Raw genomic sequence first — 19,836 nt, 5'->3', positions numbered from 1 at the left:
AGCCAGTGACGCAAGAGAAAGCAGGACTTGGTGAACAGGCACTCAACAAAATTGCTGAAGTGGCTTTATCAACACAGCTAGATGAAGTAGAACGGTTAGAGGTTCAAGTCAAAACTGATCCAAGCAAGCTAGCTCAAGGAGAACTGGAATCACTCACCATTGACGGCAATGGTTTGGTGATGCAAGAAGACCTCCGCATGGAAAAGATGGAAATGCAGATAAGCTCCATCGCTGTTAATCCCTGGAAAGCCCTAATGGGCAACATTCAACTTACTCAGCCTGCAAAGGGTGAGGCTTACATCGTTTTCAGGGAAAGTGACATCAACCGCGCCTTTAACTCCGAGTTCCTGAGTGAACAGATGCGTAACCTCAATGTCCACGTTGACGGGAAGCCAGTCACCATAGACACGAAACGGGTAGATTGTCACCTGCTAGCGAATGGCAAAATCGCCTTGGATGCAGAGATTCTACTGCGCCAAACGGGTGAGACGAAAGCAGTTTCCTTTACAACAACGCCTCATGTCAATGCGGATGGACGTGGTGTCTCTCTTGAAGATATCCAATACCCTGAGGGAAAAGATCTTTCACCAGAACTTACTCAAGCCTTGATGGGCAAAGCTAGTGAAATCTTGAATTTACGCAACTTTGAGATGGAAGGTATCTCATTGCAGATTCATCAGCTTGATGTAGAAGCTGGTCAACTCACCTTGCACGCCGAAGCGAACGTCACGAAGTTTCCGTCTGCCTGAGCTTTCAATTGCCTGAAACCACTCCTAAGGCGGTTTTGACCTGTAAAAATCTTAAAACTAGAGAGAGGAACATGACACAAACTCCAAATATCCCACCAATAATCGAAAGTGACGAGAGTGATTATCGGGACAGTGGTGTGCCTAGTACAGTAACGATTGCTGGGCATCCTCTTCATCCTCCAATGGTTGTTTTTCCAGTTGCTCTTTTAGTTGCAGTAGCAGCATTTGATATTGGCTATTGGTTGACAGGAGACCCATTTTGGGCAAGAGGTTCGTTTTTGCTACTCATAGGAGGATTAGTAACGGGCCTCGTAGCCGCCCTGATCGGCATGATGGACTTTATGAAAATTGGTCGAGTGCGGAAGCACACAGCAGGTTGGGCGCATATGTATTCCAACGTTATAGCGCTGGTGCTAACGGCAATCAACTTAGGGCTTCGTTTAGGCGATCGCACTGAGAATATCCTGTATACAGGGTTGATAATCTCAGCAGTTGTCGCGACGCTTCTCGGTATTGGAGGTTGGTTTGGAGGAGAACTGATTTACCGCCATAAAATTGCTGTAATTGGCTATGGCGATCGCGATCAACCCTAGCTAATAACTCGCAATATTTCTAATTCTCATCTGAAGCGCCTGTCTGAGTCTCATGTCTCTCAGACAGGCTTCGTGTTTTTGTGGGAAGAGACGGTTTGGTGCAGGGATACAACAGAAGGCGGAAGGCAGAAGGCAGAAGGCAGAGAGCTTTTATGTTTATTACTGGGATACTTAGGTTCTCTAGCTCCGAGAGCTTAGGACGAGACGCTGAGGTGCTTCTATTGTCTTTATTCTCTCGGTAGCGAAAGTGACGATTTACTAAAAAGACTAATCACTCACTGGCATTGTCTGACCAAGATAAGGATGAAGCTTGCTTCAGACAACGTGAAATTACACCCAGTCAAAATCCTCTTTGCTACTCTCTTCTCCTCAGCCATGACTGTACCCATCTCTATCGTCATTACTACCTACAACCGAGAACGTTTCCTCAGCGCTGCGATTGAAACCGTTCTTGCACAGACAAAGCAAGATTTTGAGTTGCTGATTTGGGACGATGGTTCGACAGATCGTTCCGTAGAGATTGCCCAGCACTATGCCCAGCAAGATAGACGGGTGCGAGTGGTAGTGGCTCAACATCTAGGGCGAGGGCGTGCGTTGAAATTGGCGATCGCACAAACTTGTGGTACCTACGTTGGCTTAGTCGATAGCGACGACTTACTTGCACCGACAGCATTAGAAGAGACAGCCCAGGTACTCGAACGAGAACCAAACGTGGGCATGGTTTACACAAGTTACCTAGATATTGATGAACAAAATGCGATCGTCAGCTACGGGTATCGCTGCCTTGTACCTTATTCCAAAGAAAGACTACTACATCAGTTCATGACCTTCCACTTCCGATTGATACGTCGGAGTGTTTATGAACAAGTCGGTGGCTTCAACGAATTATTTAACTGCGCTCAAGACTACGATCTGTGTTTGCGGCTTTCTGAGATTACCGAGATACGACACGTTAATCAGCCCCTTTATTACTACCGTACCCATCCTCAGAGCATCTCCCATCAGCAGCAAACCCAGCAAGCCCGTGATGCACAGCTAGCGATAGCGCAAGCTTACCAACGGCGGCGTAATAGTAAGGCTTCCAAGAGAACAGAGGGAGTAATATCTTTTGGAGCTTGGTATAAAAAACGAGTTAGTTCTCCAGGATGGAAGGTTGGAGCAACGGTTTCCTCCCTTGCTTCATCCCTTTTGCCATTTACCTTGTGCTTTTTGCCTTCAGTTGTTACAGCTCAACCAATTGTCTCAGATGGCACGACAAATACACTCGTTACACCCGATGGCAATTTCTACAACATTAGCGGTGGTGAGCTTTCTGGAAATGGAGAGAATCTATTCCATAGCTTTAGCCAATTCGGTTTAAACCCAGAGCAAACGGCTAACTTCCTATCGAATCCATCAATTTTGAATATCTTAGGGCGTGTCACGGGTGGTAATGCCTCACTAATTAACGGTTTGATTCAAGTCAGTGGCGGTAATTCCAACCTTTTCCTGATGAATCCCGCAGGAATTGTATTTGGCTCAAACGCCCAGCTAAATGTTCCAGCTTCTTTCACGGCTACCACTGCTACAGGTATTGGCTTAGATGGCGGTTGGTTTAAGGCACTTGGAACCAATAACTACAGCAGCTTAGTTGGTACTCCCAATGCCTTTCGGTTTGCCACTTCTCAAGTTGGGGTGATTGTGAATTCTGGCAACTTAGCCGTTCCCGTTGGGGAGAATTCAACGCTAATCGGGGGAACAGTTGTTAGTAGTGGTAGCTTGCAAGCACCAGCAGGGAATATTACTGTAACCTCTGTACCGGGAAGTAGTTGGTTACGTCTGAGCCAAAGCGGACAAATTCTCAATTTGGAGGTAAAGCTGCCGACGAATGGAGAGGGAAATCTTTTATCTATTACACCCTTGATGTTGCCCCAACTGCTGACAGGTGAGGCAGCTAATCTAGCGATGGGTGTAAGCGTTAATAACTTAGGACAGGCACAACTTACAGATTCGGGGGTGGGGATAGAAGTAGGTGATGTTGTTACCAGCCAATTGAATAGTGGGACAGCCACACTCTCGGCTCAAAATAATCTTTCTTTAATTGAGAGCAACTTAGTAACTAGTGGAGACATGAATCTGCTGGCACAGAATACAGTATTTGTGCGAGATAGTATCGCTAATCCTTTTCTTGCCCAAGCAGGGGGAAATCTCTATATTCAGGGAAACCAAGGCATTAATATTCTTGCGCTGAATCATCTTACCCAAAAAGCATTTCTTAGCGGTGGTGATCTTAGTTTAGTTAGTAATGGAATTATTTCTGGAGATGCACATTATGCGAGTGGTGGTCGTTTTTCCGTTCTGAATTTGAGTGGTGGTGGTGGTGATTTTGTCAGTTACTTTGACCCCATTATTAGCTCCACTGAGGATGTTGTTTTCGGTAACTATACAGGTGTGTCCCTAAAGGTAGAAACGTTAGGGAGTATTACTGTTACTGGAGATATTGTTATTACTGGTGTGGATGACAATCTTAATCGTTTTTGTAATCCGCAGACTAATTGCTCAGATGATGCGATCGCTTTAGGAACACAGCCGACTCTCATTTTACGAGCTGGCTTAGATGTTTTAGAAGAGACTAACTTTAACTATCCGGGTACAGTTTTTGCTGAGGTTCCTCCTGATTCTCCTGGATTTGGATTTCCCCCAACAGTTTTTAGTGCAACTGGCGAAACGTCTACACCAGGAAATGTCACAGTTGACGGCGATATCAATGTTGGTTTGACTAACCAGTATGGTACTCCAATCCGAACAGGTGGTCCGGTAACTATTAGTAGTATTACAGGTGATATTCAAACTGGCGATATCAATACCTTCAGCAATAGTTTTTCCGTCTTCAATGCTACCGGGGGTGATGTCTCCTTACAAGCAGGCGGGAATATCTCTACAGGTGTAATTAATACCTCTGGTAGCAGTTTTAGCCAACCTGCTCAAGGAGGTGAGGTTACCTTACTTGCAGGAGGTAACATTCTCTTTGAGAGTATCAATGCCCAAGGAATCAACACGTTTACCGGTGGTGGAGTCGCCAGAGGAGGGGATGTCATCCTGACAAGTAACGGAGTTATTCAAGGAACAGGAGATATAGCAGGCAACACGATCAATACTCAAGGAAGAACTCAAGGCGGTTCAGTTACGATTCAACATGACGGCGGAATAGACAACGTACCGTTTACTATCGGTGATGCAACGAACAACGGGACGGCTGGCGCAATTACAACGGGGACGGTGACGGTAGCAGTTGGAGAGGAATTTCCTACTCCTGGTTTGGTTACACGGGGCACTACTCCAGGAGTTGATGGGGTTCAAGTAACTTTTGTCAATAGTAAACCGACGCTAACAGCCAATCAACAGCTACCTGGTGTTCAACAAAATCAGCCACTTAGCTTCACCTTTGCCGATTTAGGTGCTTTGGTGGATGATACCAATGGAGATAACACGTCAATCATTCTTGAGGCGATCGCAACTGGAACCCTGACAAGAAATGGTGTTCCACTGGCACTAGGAGATACGATTTTGCCAGGTGATACGTTGGTCTATACGCCGCCAGCAGATACTACGGGTCAACTCTCAGCGTTTAGCATTGCTGCAAGCGATCGCGTTTCCTTCTCAGAGCCACAACAGGTAAGCATCAACGTAACTGCTTTGCCGCCCAATATCCCACCAGATATCCCGCCAGATGTCCCACCAGATATCCCGCCAGATGTCCCACCGGATTTACCAGTGGATAATCCACTTCCAGAAGAGACTCCCTTACAAAAACTACCCCTAATTAGTGACCTACCCCCCCTTGAAATTGACTCGGTTGTGGCTCAACTAGAGGAATCATTGACACGCCAGTTCGAGCAATATTTCGGACAGCCTTCTCAGACACCAATCACCAGTCTGGATGAGGCGCGTGAAATTCTGAACGAAATAGAGAAAGCAACTGGCATCAAACCCGCAATACTCTATGTCACGTTTGTGCCTCAGACGACTGCATCCTTATCACAACAGTCAACACAAAGCCCAGAAAATCTCCTACCGCAAGACAATGATCAACTCGAATTGGTAATGATAACAGCGAAAGGAACACCTGTTCGCAAGCAGATTGCAGGGGCTACTCGCACACAAGTTCTCAAAGTTGCTCAAGACTTTCGTAGTCAAGTCACTAACTTCAGGCGCCCTACTGGTTACCTCGCTTCAGCTCAACAACTTTACCAATGGCTAGTTGCCCCCTTAGAGTCGGACTTACAAGAGCGAGACATTCAAAACCTCGTCTTCCTCATGGATACTGGCTTGCGCTCCCTACCTGTTGCTGCCCTCCATGATGAAAAAGGCTTTCTAATTGAGCGCTACAGTGTTGCTTTGATGCCGAGTCTCAGCCTCAGTGATACCCGCTACAAAGACATCAAAGAGTCGCAAGTACTGGCAATGGGAGCCGAAAAATTTACCGACCAACCGCCTTTACCTGCTGTACCCATAGAAGTGTCCACCATTGCAGATCAACTGTGGCAGGGTAAGTCCTTCTTGAATGATGCTTTTACTCTAGAGAACCTAACGCGATCGCGGCAGCAACAGCCATTTGGTATTATCCACCTGGCAACCCACGGCGACTTCCAGCCAGGTGCGCCAAGTAACTCCTATATCCAGCTATGGGATACCAAGCTGCGCCTCAACCAACTGCGACAACTAGGCTGGAATAACCCAGCAGTAGAGCTATTGGTGCTGAGTGCCTGTCGCACAGCCTTGGGGAATGAGGAAGCAGAATTAGGCTTTGCAGGGTTATCAGTACTAGCAGGAGTCAAATCATCACTAGCCAGTCTCTGGTACGTCAGTGATGAAGCAACATTGGGACTAATGACAGGGTTTTACGAGCAGTTGAAGAGCGCCCCAATTAAAGCCGAAGCACTGCGACGAGCGCAACTCGCGATGCTCAAAGGAGAAGTGCGCTTGGAAGGGGGTAAACTCCGCACTCTTGGCGCAGATGTTCCCTTACCACCGGAATTAGCAGCCTTAGGAGATCAAACGCTTGAGCATCCATATTACTGGTCGGCTTTCACGATGATTGGTAATCCTTGGTAAAAGGAAAAAGGGAAAGGGTTAAAGGGTTTGGAAATTGCCCTTTTACCTTTCCCAACCTTAGAATGTCATCAACAAAACGATGTTGCGATCGCTTATTAGGAAAGCCCAATTGTTTGTTGGTTATTTGCTATTTGTATTCTTTAACGAACAACAAATAGCAAACACAACCTTCTATTCTTCAGCAGCCGTTTCTTGAGGAGTTTCAGTCACTGAATCCTCAGTCTCAGTAGCTGAATCCTCAGTTTCATCAACTGTTTCTGACGGTGTCTCTTCAAGTACTGGCGGCTTCGGTTTGGTCGGTTTCGGGCCTCGCATCAAGGCTGGATTCACGCTAGTTGGGCGCGACTCCTGCTGATTACCTTTTCCTTTTCCTTTTCTTCTATCTTGCTTCTGGAAAGATCGTCCAGTTGTTGAGTCAGAACGATCTTCAGTCGGGCGTCCTTGCCCTTTGACCTCTTCGCCACTATCGCTCTTAGGGGCAATAGTCTGACGCTCGGATCGCTTTATGGGTTTTTCTACCATAACTTCAATACTCCGGTTCCTTGTATTCAGATAGTCTCGCAATCATGTTTTATGCTAGCGCTTAAGCTACAATTCCCTGCTAAGTAGTTCGGCATTAATCTTTACTGTTGAGGCAAGGCAGGGGGCAGAGGGCAGAAGGTAGAAGGCAGAAGGGAAGAAGATTTTAGTCTCCTAACATTTGCAGGACTTACGCAAATTTATCTTTGAACCACCATCTGTAGGGGCGCAAGGCTTTTATTTGTGTCTACCTACTTATCTACAGGAAAAGAGGCAAGTTTGTCTAAGGCGTTTGCACCAACTGAGCTTGCCCAGAAGCAATGCTGGCGCCAGCACGTTTACTGAGTTCCTGTGCTACAAAATCAGGCACTTTGGCTTCTACTCCTTTCGCCAGACAGCAATCTAACACAGCTAGCAAGAAACCTTGGATTGCTACTGGTTCGCCTGGAATGGCGGCTGTCTGAGCGAGAAACTTACGCCACTGTCCCTGGTTTTTGCCGTACTGCTCTAACAACTGCAAAGCTGCAAGATATTCAGCTAGAGGGTCGAGGGCAAAGCGGATTTGGTCTTGAGCCGGACCAATAGTTTGAATGAGGCGCAGGCGATTTTCTAGATAGTGGAGACGGGCTTCTGCATTATCACCAATTAAAACAGCGATCGCATCCTGACGCTTTGTTGTTACTGGTCGAAAGGAAAGCTTCAAGCATTCCCAAGCGATCGCTTTTGCATCCTCCTGAACTGTGCGATCATCAAATTTATCCCCGGTCACATCCCGATTCAATTCGTTTAAGTAGCTAAGCATTAAATCAGGAATGTTATCCGGCAAGGGCGCAATTAAGGGTGTGCCTGCTGTTGTACCATCCTTAACAGCAATCAGTTGTTCAGCATAGAGCTTGGCAAGCAAGACGGTAATATTTCGCGCTCCTACCATTACACTCAATCGACTACAGGCATCGAAGAACTCAGTATCGGTAAAGCGATCGCGTTTTCCTCGCTGCGTTAAATAGGCTTCCATAAATGATGACAGCCGATTCCCCTCAATTCGGAGAGGCTTAAGCGTCGTCTTCGTGACTTTGCCCAGTGTTTCTTCTGTCCGAGACGTAATCACCAAGGCATTAACCCAGAAGTCTGGTAAGTCAGGACGAATTGCCCTGCGCGTTGCCTCAGTCATTTCCGACAAGTGATCGACAATTACGAGAATACGCCGTTGTCTAAGAAGACGTTCCAACAGTTCCTCGGAAATTGGCTCAGCCTCGTTAGTCAAATCTTGCAACTGTCCCCGAATTGCAGCCATAAACGGTTGTTGTCCTGCTGCATCAAAATCTAACTCTTCCTCAATCAGCACAGGCAACATTTGGTAGTCACAGAGACGTTCTGTCTCATTTTCTGACAAAGCCCACTTAGCAATCTGACACGCCAAACTTGTCTTTCCCGCGCCTCCTTCACCCCAGATCAGTAGGCAACGCTTTTTTAACTTTGAGCGCAAATCTTTAGCGGTGAATTGGGCGACAGTTTCGCCATCTAAAACCACTGGGACTGGAATATAGATGTTGCGATCGCGTACCGTGTCCTTATCTTGAAATTTCTCTCGAACTGATGTGATGTGTGCCGTCACCCAGGCATCCAAGACTCTCGGATGGTAGTGAAAAAAACCAACAAATAGTGCAAATCGAATTGGTACGCTGATGCCGATGAAAGGCAAGGGAACGTCTGTATATGGTTTTAGGGCATTGTTTATCCGCAACAGCCACAAAGGACGCAGCCAGAGGAGTGCTAACCAGAGTAAAGGAACAAAGATAACGTAACTGGTAAACCCTAAAAGCCATTGATGTTTAAGAATCCATTCAAAGGTTCTATCAAACAAGCGGGTTTCTTTTTCAGCTTTTAGTGCCAAAAGTGGTCGTCGCACAACGGCAATATATTCTTCGGCAAAGTTAGCCTCAGGGTCTTCTACAATTTTTAGGGCTTTTTCTAAATCTGAAATGTCTTTTTCCAACTCCGAGCTAGAGAGTGACTTTGCCTTATCCTGAAAGATACCAGCAATCCCTCCCAATCCATTCGCGGCATTGCGCCGCACTTCCTCCTTCTCGTCTTGCAAGGCAGCAATTAGAGCAGGAATCGCGGGTTTCGCCTCCATCCCAATTCGTCCCAAAGCAGCAGCCGCATTCAAGCGAACATAGTTATTCTTGTCCTGCAACGCAGTAATTAGGGCAGGAACGGCTGTTTTTGCTCTCGTCCCGAATCGCCCCAAGGCATCAGCCGCACCCTGGCGAACGTATTTATCTGTATCTTGCAACGCCACAATTAGGGCAGGGACTGCCGTTTTTGATTCCGCACCAATTCGCCCCAACGCCGTTGCCGCATTCAAGCGAACTTCTGCATTCGTGTCCTGTAAGGCAGTAATTAAGTTAGGAACTGCCGATGAAGCTTCTGGTCCAATTTTGCCTAATGCATAAGCGGCAACCAGGCGAAGGTTTCGATCCGTATCCTGCAACGCGGCAATTAAGTCAGGGACTGCTGAGGCAGCTTCTAAACCAATTTTTCCTAACGCATAGGCAGAAATCCGGCGAATATATTCATCCTCATCTTGCAATGCCGCCGTCAAGGCAGGCACAGCCGATGAAGCTTCTGCACCGATTTCACCCAAGGCAGAGGCAGCACGCCAACGAACTTGTTTATTTTCACTCTTCAACGCTTCGATGAGAGCAGGAACCGCTGGTGAGCCAATTTTTGCGATCGCATCCGCCGCATCATGGCGAACCCGAAAATCATTATCGGTTAGCTTCTCAATGAGTGGAGCAACCTGGGTGTAGGGAGTGGGTTGCGCCCAGCTATTGCCGCTTACCAGCAGGGACAATGAAAGGCATAGGACAGCAACCTTGAGTACCGCCGCTGCGAGAAATTTCGCTCTGGTGGGATTGACCATCACTACCTCTTGAGTATTGTGCCTATTTTAAACTTCACCAAAGTTAATGCCGATTTCGTACCTATGACGCCATAGGTATAGCAGAAAGTACATTGTTGTTGTCCAATGCGTTAGAAGAGTAACAGCGCTATTAGATGACATGGTTTTCTAAAGGAGCGATCGCCATGACTCAAGCCAAACCCATATTCTCAACCTTTGAAGACTATTTGTCTTATGACGATGGGACAGACAAACGTTACGAACTACTTAATGGAGACTTAATTGAATTGCCACCAGAATCGGGTGAAAATAATAGCATTCTCATGTTCGTTTGTCTCCAGCTCGTACCGCTTGTGGGATACCGAAGAGTGCGATGGGGGTTAGAACTTGAAGTATGGGGAGAACCCAAAAATCGCTACCCTGACCTCGTTGTTATTCGAGAAGAACACATCCAACAGTTGCAATCACGCAACACGATCAGGCTTTCCATGGAACCGCCTCTACTGGTGATTGAAGCGGTCAGCCCTGGTGAAAGCAATAGGGAGAGGGATTACATCGCTAAACGCAAGCAGTATCAAGATATCTGCATCCCTGAATACTGGCTGATTGACCGAATACAACAAACTATTACTGTTTTGGAACTTAAGAACGGAATTTATCGTGAACTGGGTGTTTTCAGTGGGTCTGACCCAATTCAGTCTTCTGTAATCTCTATAAAGTCGTTAACGGCAGAAGAGGTTCTTAACGCAGGGCAGTAAAGGTTTGCCGGGATCTGATGAGTATAAAAACTAAAGCAACTATCGAAGATTTGTACCGCGTGCCTGAAGATGGGAAGGCGGAACTTGTGAATGGAGAACTGGTATTGATGGCGGCGACGGGTTTCCTGCCTGGGCGGGCGGGTGGTGAAATTTATGCCAGTCTGCGCGATTATGAACGCCGCACCAGGAGTGGATATGCGCTGCCTGATAATGTTGGTTTCCTGGTTAATCTCCCAACTCGTCGTTCTTTTAGCCCTGATGCTGCTTTCTACACGGGGGAACCCACAGGCGGGAAATTTCTCAATGGTGCGCCTGTTTTTGCCGTTGAGGTAAGAAGTGAAAATGATTATGGTAAGCCAGCAGAGGAGGAGATGGCTGTTAAGCGTCAGGATTACTTTACAGCAGGGACGCTGGTTGTTTGGGATGTAGATGTGCTGAAAGAGGAAGTTGTGAGAGTGTATGGTGCAGATAGTCCTGAACAGCCGCAAGTCTATCATCGTGGTGAGGTGGCTGAAGCTGAACCTGCTGTGCTGGGATGGTTGATGTCAGTGGACGATCTCTTTTTTTATTAGGTAATTGGCGATCGCATCAACACTTTCAATCCCCCTTTGCCTATTCCCAATTCCCCATTCCCTATTCCCTAAAACCCAGAAATTTGTACCTCATCCACATGAGAACTGCTATAAGATTTTGAGAAACTAGATACGAACAACATGGGTGCAAATCGAATTAGAGTTGCGAAGGATAAGGCTGATTTGGTGAAAGCCTTAGTAGACTCAAACCATACAACTGGACCTTTCCACACGTATGCTGATGCGATGGTGTTTGCAGCAGCATTAGGGGCAAAGCGGAAAAAGCGATCGCCTTTGGGAGCAATCACTAAAGAACCTTCTCCCATTGCACTAGAGGTTTTTGTTTCACGGGGATATGACTTAGTGCTTAAGTTATTAGCAATCAAAGAAACTAAAGACCCCAAAATTATCTCCCTTCTTGATGAAACCTCAGAGGAAAAACGCATTCATATTTTTGAAGAGTATGCGAATGGTGGTCTGGAGATTTTGCGAGATGAATTGCGGGGCGCTGTAGATTATACAGAGCGGATTTTGTTGATTTTGAGTTCTGAGAGATTTAGAGAAGAATCCCCTGAAGATGGTTTTGATTTAAGTAGATTTTTGTAAACAATAGTGTGGTAAGCGGCTCCACACCTAGTTTTCACTTCCATAAACTCTTCCCAGGTGGCTTTAACCCAGGTATTGGTAACGAAGTTTTGCGGCAGGGTTGGGAATGTTGTCATGGCTGTTAGGCGTTAAGCGAAGCTAAACACGTATTGTGCGCTTAACTTAGTGGTATCTTAAATTTTCACAGTGTTTGGAGAGTCTTTGCTCTTGCAGGGTAGCATTCAAGCTACCTTGGGTAAGGGAATGTCATGTAATGGCGATGGGGTACGGAGACTTTGAGGACACCAAGCTTATTTGAAGAGGATCGATTGACGCTCTCTAAGAGCATTGATCTTTCTGCTGAGTCTCTATCGCACTACGGGGCGTTGTACAAGCACTGGGCGATCGCCTTCAGTGGTGGAAAAGATTCTTCGGCAACTGTAACGCTGGTGCTTCATTTGATTGAGACAGGGCGCATTCCCAAGCCGGAAAGTCTAACAGTTCTTTATGCTGATACCCGACAGGAGTTGCCCCCCCTTCATGCTGCGGCACTAGGCATCATCGAGGAACTCGGCAAAAGAGGGATTGATACCCGTATAGTCCTGCCCGAACTGGATCATCGCTACTTTGTCTATATGCTAGGGCGGGGTGTACCACCTCCTAGTAACACCTTCCGTTGGTGTACCCCCAAACTGAAGGTGATGAGCATGGAGCGGGAACTGGAAAAGGTTCGCCAGCAGCACGGTGAGAAGCTGCTTATGCTCACGGGTGTGCGAATTGGTGAGAGTGCAGCTCGTGACCAACGGATTGCGATTAGCTGTACAAAAGATGGGGGTGAATGTGGACAAGGTTGGTTTCAGCAATCTTCGTCTCAGGCGGTAGCAGATACTTTAGCTCCCATCCTTCACTGGCGGATTTGTCATGTCTGGGACTGGCTCATGTTTGATGCTCCAGCCTTAGGTTTCCCAACAGAGGAGATTGCGGCAGTGTATGGGATGACGAATGAAGGGACTGAGTCGGAGGAGCCACTGAGCTTGAGAACTGGCTGCATTGGCTGTCCTTTGGTACAAGAAGATCGAGCGCTGGAAGCAGTAGTTAGTGAGGCGCAGTGGGCGTACCTAGCTCCGCTGCGTAAGTTGCGCCCTCTGTACCGAGAAATTAAAAAGCCGCAATACCGTCACCGGAAACATGGAGAAGTTAAAAAAGATGGAACGCTAGCTGCTAAGCAAAATCGGCTGGGACCAATCACGCTGGAGTCTCGGCGCTGGATGCTTGAGCAGGTATTAGCAATTCAGGAGGAAGTGAATCAGGCGGCTAGAAGAGAGAATTGTCCTACTATTAGCTTGATTAATGATGAAGAACTTGCCCGGATTGAAGAGTTGATTGCTGCTAAAACTTACCCGGAAAAGTGGGACGGGACTGAACCGAGAGGGGATGAGTGGTTACCTGAAATTTTGCCAGATGGCAGTATTCAGCTATTGTTATTTGATAAATTTTGAGTGCGCTGCTGTCTGGAGGTTTCCTCCGGGTAGGGAAGCGCAGTGTTTGCACTTGTCAGTTAGTGAAGGAATTCATGGAGAAACGAACAGTTGCTCAAGCGGTGATTGAGGTATTGCAAGCAGCTAAGCAGCCATTGACTATCTCTGATATTACGCAGGCTATCCTTGATAAGAACTTGTATCCTTTCAATGCGAAGGAGCCAAGCGCAATTGTTCGTGGAGCAATTGAACGACGCTGTGAGGGAGTGAATCGCAAAAATTCAGTTGAACCTAAATATTTCAAGAAACTCTCAGATGCAAAGTATGGGCTGAAGGATAAGTGAGGGGAGTTGGCGGGAAATCTGGAAAATGATTGACCACGATCGCTTATTTAAGGAATTACTTTCGATATTTTTTAGTGAATTTATCGAGCTATTTTTGCCCGATGTTGGTGGCTATATTGAAAGAGACTCGATTTCTTTCTTAAATCAGGAAATCTTCACCAATATCACGTCTGGAGAGCGTCGAGAAGTCGATTTGTTGGCTCAAGTGCGGTTTCGGGGTCAAGAGACTTGCTTTTTAATTCATCTCGAAAATCAATCTTATTCCCAAGCTGGATTTGAACGGCGGATGTTTCATTACTTTGCTCGTTTAGACGAGAAGTATGCTTTACCGATTTATCCAGTGGTTATTTTTTCTTTTGATACTCCACAACGGCTGGAACCCAACCGCTATCAAGTTGAGTTTCCTGACCGGAAGGTGTTGGATTTCAGTTATGTAGCGATTCAGCTCAATCGTCTGAATTGGCGGGATTTTCTCTCTTCGCAAAATCCTGTAGCGGCGGCGTTGATGGCGAAGATGAAAATTCAGCCAGAAGATAGACCCAAGGTGAAGGCAGAATGTTTGCGCTTGCTGGCTACGTTACGGTTAAACTCAGCAAAAATGCAGTTAATTTCGGGATTTGTTGATACTTACTTACGGTTGAATGAAGCTGAGGAAGTCGTCTTTGAAGCTGAACTGAATAGAATGGGGTTATCTGAGGAGGAAGAGGCGCGAGTTATGGAGATTGTTACCAGTTGGATGGAGAAGGGAATTGAACGGGGTTTGCAACAGGGGCTACAGGAGGGATTTCAGCAAGGATTTCAGCAGGCATTAGCAAGAGAAGCGGCTTTGGTTTTGTACCAGCTCAATGACCGTTTTCGAGGAATTCCGCAATCTGTAAAAGAGGAAATCCGCAGGTTGTCAATTGTGGAAATCGAGTTATTAGGTGAGGCGTTATTTAAGTTAGCTAGTGAAACGGATTTGAGAAGTTGGCTAGAGCAAAGGAGACTGCGACAGGGAGTTGAAAGAATTGTATTGAGCCAAATCAATCACCGTTTTGGAACGGTTTCTCTTGATGTAGAAAAGCAGGTTCGCCGTTTACCAATTGAACGGGTGGAAGAGTTGGCACAGAGGTTGTTTGATTTTGAAGAAGAAGAGACGATGATAAATTGGCTAAATGAGATTTTTAATTGAAGATGAGATCTCCGACTTCTTAGGGAAGTCGGGGATCTGAACCGCTGCTTCTTGGGAAAACGGTATCACCAGAAATAGCCGGGTTTAACTTGGGTGTGGTGTTGCTCAGTATTGTATTCCAGGAGGTACTGTTGGGCGATCGCATTATTATCCCTTAACCGTTTTACTTCTTCTTCTCGGATTTCGGTGTCGGTGGAAAGCAGGATGACTTGATGGCTGGCTTGCGGGAAGTAGCGATCGACCAAGTTGTTGCGGTGGGTGGAGTCGAGGCGACCGAGAGGTGTATCGATCGCTACGGGGAGTTGCCGACCGGATGCACGGGCGAGTCCCCACAGGAGGGAGATGGCTAGCAGTTGCTTTTCTCCTGCTGAGAGGCGATGTTTGGGAACGGGTTGTCCTTCGTAATCAAATAGGGATAGACAGAATGTTTCTGTATTAATTTGGATGCGATGCACCAGGTTGGATTTGTGGAGCAGGTAGAGGAAGCACTCGGTTACTAGGGTTTCTAGTTGGTTGAGTTTGCGGAGTTTGAGGCGTTTTTTGAACTCTTTTAGGGTTTCTTGAGCTTTGGCTGCGGCTTTGAGGGTGTGTTCGGTTGTCTGTTGCTCGATCGCAACTGTGCTGTAGTCTACAAGTTCTTGCTTGACACGGGCGATCGCTTTTTTGATTTCCTCCAACTCTCGATGAGCCTGTTGGTGGTCGGTTGAGAGGTGAATGACTTCAGTTTGTGCTTGTTGGAACTGATGTTTGAGCTTTTCGTAGACTTCGGGGGCTGCGGCTGTGGCTAGATAGCGTTCTGTGGCATCTATTTCGGCTTGGCAATTCTGTAAGTGCTGGATTCGTTCTTGGGCTTGCTGGATTGGGTTGGATAGCCAAGACTTCTCGGTTAACCTCTCCCCCTGCCCCTCTCCTGCAAGGAGAGGGGAGTCCAGTTCCCCCCTTCCCTTGTAGGGAAGGGGGGTTAGGGGGGTTAGGTCACTAAAGTACTGGCTCGGTAATCCATGTTCCAATAGACTGGCAAGTTGATGGACGTGATTGGCACTGGCACCTAACCAAACATCGATCTGGCTTTGGGTGAGGGCTTGTTGCTCAGCCGCTAGAAAGGCTTGAATCTGTTTGAGTTGGGTGACTTTGAGTTTGAGCGAGGGTAGGAAGTCCAGGAGGCGTTGGTCGTGAGTTTGTATCTGGTCGCGGGCAGCTTCTTTTTGTTGGTGCTGAACTTCCTGTGTGGCTTGGGATTGAGCTTGTTGCAGCAAGGGTTGAATCATCGCGAGGGGCAGAATTCCGGCAGCTAAATCGCGCAAGGTTTGGCGATCGCTTTCTACTTCTTCTTGTAGGCGTTGAACCTTGGTTTCTAGGTTGGACTGTTCGGCGGCAATCTTGCCTCCTTGGGTCAGAAAAGCTTCTTCTGCTTGGTTTAGCTTGTTTTGAGCGGCTTCTAGTCGAGGTTGAATGGCAGCTAATTTTTGCTTGGCTGTCCGCTTTTCTTGGGTAAGGGACTCTAAGCGATGTTCGATTTCTTCGAGTTTTTGTAAGTCCTGACGTTTAGCGCTTGCTTTGCGTTTGCGGGCAATGAGTACGTCTAGATCGGTGGAGAGGCGATCGGGTAGTTCTAAGCCGAGGAGCGATCGCATAGCACTAACTACGATGGGTGGTAGTTCGTCTTGCTCTGCGAGTTCTTTGACTTGTTCTCCGTCAAACAGAAATAAATTGGAGATGCCGAGGGGTAGCAGGTCTTCGATTCGTTCATCCCAGGCATTGGTGAGAGCGGCATCTGGAGAGTCATCTTTAAAGATGTTCAGTGTGTCGCGTCCGTTTTTGGGTTGTCGGTTCCAGGTGCGATGGATGCGAAATTTGGTCGGTTCGGGTGCGTTGTTGAGGGTTTGCTGGAAGGTAAGTTCAATGCTTGTGGGTTCGTTGTCGGTTTGGCGGTTGACGCATTCTTTGAGGAAGTCGCTGTAGGATAGCTTGCCACGGGTGGAGCATAGGGCGCGTTGTCCGTAGAGTGCTAGACGGATGGCATCCATGAGGGTGGTTTTGCCGCCACCGTTCATGCCTCCGAATAGGATGATTGGCTGGTTGTTGTTGGGGGAAGTGAGGTTGATGGTGTGTTGACCTTGATAGGGACCGAAATTCTGCAAAACCAGTTCAGTGAGGATGATGTGGGGAATCCCATTCGGTCTGTAGTCTTTTTCTGTTTGGGGCTGAGGAGCGATCGGCTTTGCAGCAGTGTCAGCGATCGCATTTTCAAGGCGGCTGTAGTCTGCTTTGGCTTCGGACGCATGGAGTGAGGAGGAGTCGGCTTTGCCAAACTTTAATGCTGCCCAAGAGTTGGGTTGAGCGATCTGCTTTGCCGCAGCGCCAGCTATCGCATTTGTTGGGTTGGATGGTTTGGCTTTGTCTGTTGTCAGTTGTCTGATAGTATCAACATCGCCTTGGGTTGCAGCTTGTTTGAGGTTGCGAGTGCGATGGGCATTTAAGAGAGCTTCGTCTTTGGAGTCGAAATTGATTTCGCAGCATTTATCCAGTTTTTCGTAGAGTCCAACGCGGCGGGACATGGTTTGAAACTGGCGTTCGGTATCGAGAAGCCGATTCATTAGTTCGAGGTGCATGGAGTCCTCGCACAGTTCTGTAAGGATACTCCATTCATCAACACCTAGGTAGGCATTGCCTGCATTGAGGCGTGGATCGAGGAAGAATTCGCCAGTGACTTCGTGGTAGATGCGGGGGAGAGAATCGTCGAATTCATGTTTTTCTTCTAGCCAAATGCGTCGAATTTCGCTGAGTTCTTCGAGGGAAATCAGTTCGATAGCTTGCATTTCTGGTGGAGCTTTTTGACGGACTTCCTGTTGAGTTTTCAGAAGTTTTATCAATAGCTCATCTCGATAGGCTTTAATATAAGGTCCAGGAACATTTGTTACTTCTTTCTCTTTTGAGCCTTCTACATTGCGCTCAAAGAGTTGAACATTTCCAGTGATACGGCGAAAATCTCGATTTTGCCGCTCCTGTTCTAGCTTCTCATTAGTATGAAAATCTAATTCATCTCGAAAATCTAAGAGAGCTTGCATCCATTCTTTAGATTCATCGTTGAGAAGCATTGCTTCCATTGATTTGTCACGATCGACCAATGTACAAACCCAACAACCGAATCTAGAACTGCCGCAACTGGGGGTTGAAGTATCAATGACTAAAGGACATTCGTTATCAGCAGAAGCTCCACGGTAAATTTGGAATAGCTCCTTGTTGCTGTATCCCCAAGGATTTTCCCATTGCATTAAATACAGCCAAACCTGATCGTTACTCCAGTCTTCAATCGGTGTGTAGATTAGAGAATTAGGCAAACTGGCATTAGGACTCAGGCGATCGCGTATTCGCCCCTGTGCGTGTTTTGCCATTGTAGAAGCTCGCTTTTGGCTTTCGGCTTTGCGAGTGCCAAGAATTAAGATCGTTTCGCCATTTGCACGAACAATGTCTCGCACAAAGCGGTTAGCAGGATTAATCTTGAGACGTGCCGTACACCATCTAAATTTATTACGAGGAGCCGGATACCCTTTACCCAGCAAGTTAACCCAAAAAGTATCTTCTAGCGAAGGTTTTAGCGGATGGGGTTGAAACGGTAAATTCTTAGCCTGAGCCGATGTTTCCATCCGTTCCAAAGACTGGCGTACCCAAGCAGAAATGATGGGATTTTCAACTAATGTATCCGTCGAAATAATATGAATTGGTTTAGTTCGCTTTTTTTTGGGTAATGCAGCAATGGCATTCCAAACAAGTTGAAGCGCAGCAGTACTATCCTTACCACCGGAATAACCAACAACCCAAGGAACTTCATCTAAACAGTACAGTCCTTGAATTTCAGCCGTTAGCCACTTAACATCTTGTCTAACAGACTCTGCCAAAACGGGTTGGGCTGAACTTTGATTGTCAGCTTCTTGAATGACGTTCATCGGTGAATAGTTCCTAACAGCTTCTCTTCTTCGGACGTTAAGGGTAAGGCTAGAGCCTTTTTGAGGTAGCCAATCATAAAACTTCTGGAAGTTCGATTGTTGTGGACGCTGCCGCCAACAATGACTGACCCTTCCCAAGCCGGATTAGAGCGTTCCCAGTTTATACTCTGTAGAGGTTTAAGCCGATCTGCCCAATCCTTGGGATACAGGGAAAGCAGAGCAGCACCAGCACCACCCAATCCAACCAGTGTTACTGCATGGCTGTGAACGTAATCTCGGCGTAATTCACCAGCAGAAACTTTTTTGTGTAAAACATCTTGCCAATCAGACATTTGGGCAGCTACAGCGTTCCAGTATTGTGATGCTAAGCGGGTTTGTTTGTCAAAATCAACATCCTTAGGATTACCAAGAAGTAAATTAGTTGCGGTATAGATAGCGCTTAGGGTAAACAATTTACTGGAACGTGGTGGTAGGCTACTCCGTTCAGTGTCCGTTAGCTTGTCAAAGACTTTCACGGCTTTCATCACTGCCTTGGATAGAACGGCTTTGCGATCGCGGTGATCGTAGAGAATATTGAGCGATGGATCGGGACGAGCAGCATAGCGGTTGAGATCGGTGAACATTTGCTGCGATCGCTTCAGCTCTATATCTAGAAAGAACACCACAGAGATTGTTTCATCGCCAATCTCCGGGTTTTCCTTCAACGCCATCTCAAATGCTGCGCGTCGATGTTGTCCATCATTAATGATAAATCTGGCATCCATTGGAACTTTAAGCAGCCCAACGTCTCCTGCTTCAGTTGGCTCAAATCTAATATCTGCATTGATTGAAACAGTGATGGCAGAGAAGACATAGCCATTCGGGTTATCCAGAATATATTGAGCAATTTCTGGTATTCTTGCTCGATTCAACGTTCGCTGCGCTCTCATCTCTGCTGGTATCTCCTCATCATCAAAGGAGAACAGCTTTGGAATTAATCTTACAGGGCACATGGAAACGTAATACTCACGTCCTGCTTGTATGCCCCTGATAGCTGGAAAGACATACTCGAAAGGAAGCACCATTAATATACTCGGTAAATAAATAATTGATGTATGTGAAAAACAACATACATACTATTT

General features: G+C 46.8%; 13 protein-coding genes. 9 read left to right on the top strand and 4 right to left on the bottom strand.

Features of this window, described 5'->3' with window-relative positions; translation table 11 throughout:
• The first annotated feature begins 5 nt into the window (after positions 1 to 5).
• The 3 genes from H6F98_RS27980 to H6F98_RS27970 all read left to right on the top strand — a co-directional run bounded on the left by H6F98_RS27980 (position 6) and on the right by H6F98_RS27970 (position 6,436).
• Entirely contained in the window at positions 6 to 749 is a 744-nt protein-coding gene (locus H6F98_RS27980) for an LmeA family phospholipid-binding protein (RefSeq protein ID WP_192221998.1), read from the top strand.
• 71 nt (positions 750 to 820) lie between these two features.
• A complete protein-coding gene (locus tag H6F98_RS27975) occupies positions 821 to 1,342 on the top strand; it encodes a DUF2231 domain-containing protein (protein ID WP_192221997.1) in 522 nt (173 codons plus the stop codon).
• 303 nt (positions 1,343 to 1,645) lie between these two features.
• The gene (locus H6F98_RS27970; protein ID WP_242058728.1) at positions 1,646 to 6,436 is read left to right on the top strand and encodes a CHAT domain-containing protein; all 4,791 of its coding nucleotides are present in this window, start codon (positions 1,646 to 1,648) and stop codon (positions 6,434 to 6,436) included.
• A gap of 171 nt (positions 6,437 to 6,607) precedes the next feature.
• Here the strand turns inward: H6F98_RS27970 and H6F98_RS27965 are convergent, their stop codons facing one another.
• Together H6F98_RS27965 and H6F98_RS27960 are read right to left on the bottom strand one after the other, a co-directional pair.
• Positions 6,608 to 6,958, bottom strand: coding sequence for a hypothetical protein (locus H6F98_RS27965; RefSeq protein WP_192221996.1), 351 nt, complete (start codon positions 6,956 to 6,958; stop codon positions 6,608 to 6,610).
• Between the two features lie 280 nt (positions 6,959 to 7,238).
• Positions 7,239 to 9,881 (bottom strand): HEAT repeat domain-containing protein, encoded by a 2,643-nt coding sequence (locus H6F98_RS27960; RefSeq protein WP_192221995.1) that lies wholly within the window; start codon positions 9,879 to 9,881, stop codon positions 7,239 to 7,241.
• Positions 9,882 to 10,045: 164 nt separating this feature from the next.
• Here H6F98_RS27960 and H6F98_RS27955 point away from each other — a divergent pair, with 164 nt between their 5' ends.
• The 6 genes from H6F98_RS27955 (at position 10,046) to H6F98_RS27930 (ending at position 14,768) form a co-directional block, all read left to right on the top strand.
• A complete protein-coding gene (locus H6F98_RS27955) occupies positions 10,046 to 10,618 on the top strand; it encodes a Uma2 family endonuclease (RefSeq protein WP_192222041.1) in 573 nt (190 codons plus the stop codon).
• Between the two features lie 17 nt (positions 10,619 to 10,635).
• Positions 10,636 to 11,190: a Uma2 family endonuclease gene (locus H6F98_RS27950; RefSeq protein ID WP_192221994.1), complete on the top strand. Its 555-nt coding sequence runs from the start codon at positions 10,636 to 10,638 to the stop codon at positions 11,188 to 11,190.
• Between the two features lie 141 nt (positions 11,191 to 11,331).
• Positions 11,332 to 11,796: a DNA phosphorothioation-associated protein 4 gene (locus H6F98_RS27945; protein ID WP_192221993.1), complete on the top strand. Its 465-nt coding sequence runs from the start codon at positions 11,332 to 11,334 to the stop codon at positions 11,794 to 11,796.
• A 308-nt stretch (positions 11,797 to 12,104) separates the two neighbouring features.
• Positions 12,105 to 13,274 carry a phosphoadenosine phosphosulfate reductase family protein gene (locus H6F98_RS27940; protein WP_199349002.1) on the top strand — a complete coding sequence of 390 codons (1,170 nt, stop codon included), beginning with the start codon at positions 12,105 to 12,107 and terminating at the stop codon, positions 13,272 to 13,274.
• Between the two features lie 74 nt (positions 13,275 to 13,348).
• Positions 13,349 to 13,597, top strand: a complete 249-nt coding sequence (locus H6F98_RS27935) for a winged helix-turn-helix domain-containing protein (RefSeq protein ID WP_192221991.1) — start codon at positions 13,349 to 13,351, stop codon at positions 13,595 to 13,597.
• Between the two features lie 25 nt (positions 13,598 to 13,622).
• Positions 13,623 to 14,768 carry a DUF4351 domain-containing protein gene (locus tag H6F98_RS27930; protein WP_192221990.1) on the top strand — a complete coding sequence of 382 codons (1,146 nt, stop codon included), beginning with the start codon at positions 13,623 to 13,625 and terminating at the stop codon, positions 14,766 to 14,768.
• A gap of 65 nt (positions 14,769 to 14,833) precedes the next feature.
• Here H6F98_RS27930 and dndC read toward each other — a convergent pair whose 3' ends face one another.
• On the bottom strand, positions 14,834 to 18,715 hold the full coding sequence (dndC, locus tag H6F98_RS34685; protein ID WP_396813711.1) for a DNA phosphorothioation system sulfurtransferase DndC: 3,882 nt from the start codon (positions 18,713 to 18,715) through the stop codon (positions 14,834 to 14,836).
• Entirely contained in the window at positions 18,712 to 19,779 is a 1,068-nt protein-coding gene (dndB, locus tag H6F98_RS27915) for a DNA sulfur modification protein DndB (protein WP_192221989.1), read from the bottom strand. Before dndB ends, dndC begins: the two co-directional genes overlap by 4 nt.
• Between the last annotated feature and the right edge of the window lie 57 nt (positions 19,780 to 19,836).

The sequence above is a fragment of the Microcoleus sp. FACHB-SPT15 genome, from assembly GCF_014849525.1.
In the GTDB taxonomy this organism is placed as follows: domain Bacteria; phylum Cyanobacteriota; class Cyanobacteriia; order Cyanobacteriales; family Coleofasciculaceae; genus Symplocastrum; species Symplocastrum torsivum.
This window is presented reverse-complemented; position numbering and strand designations above follow the sequence as displayed.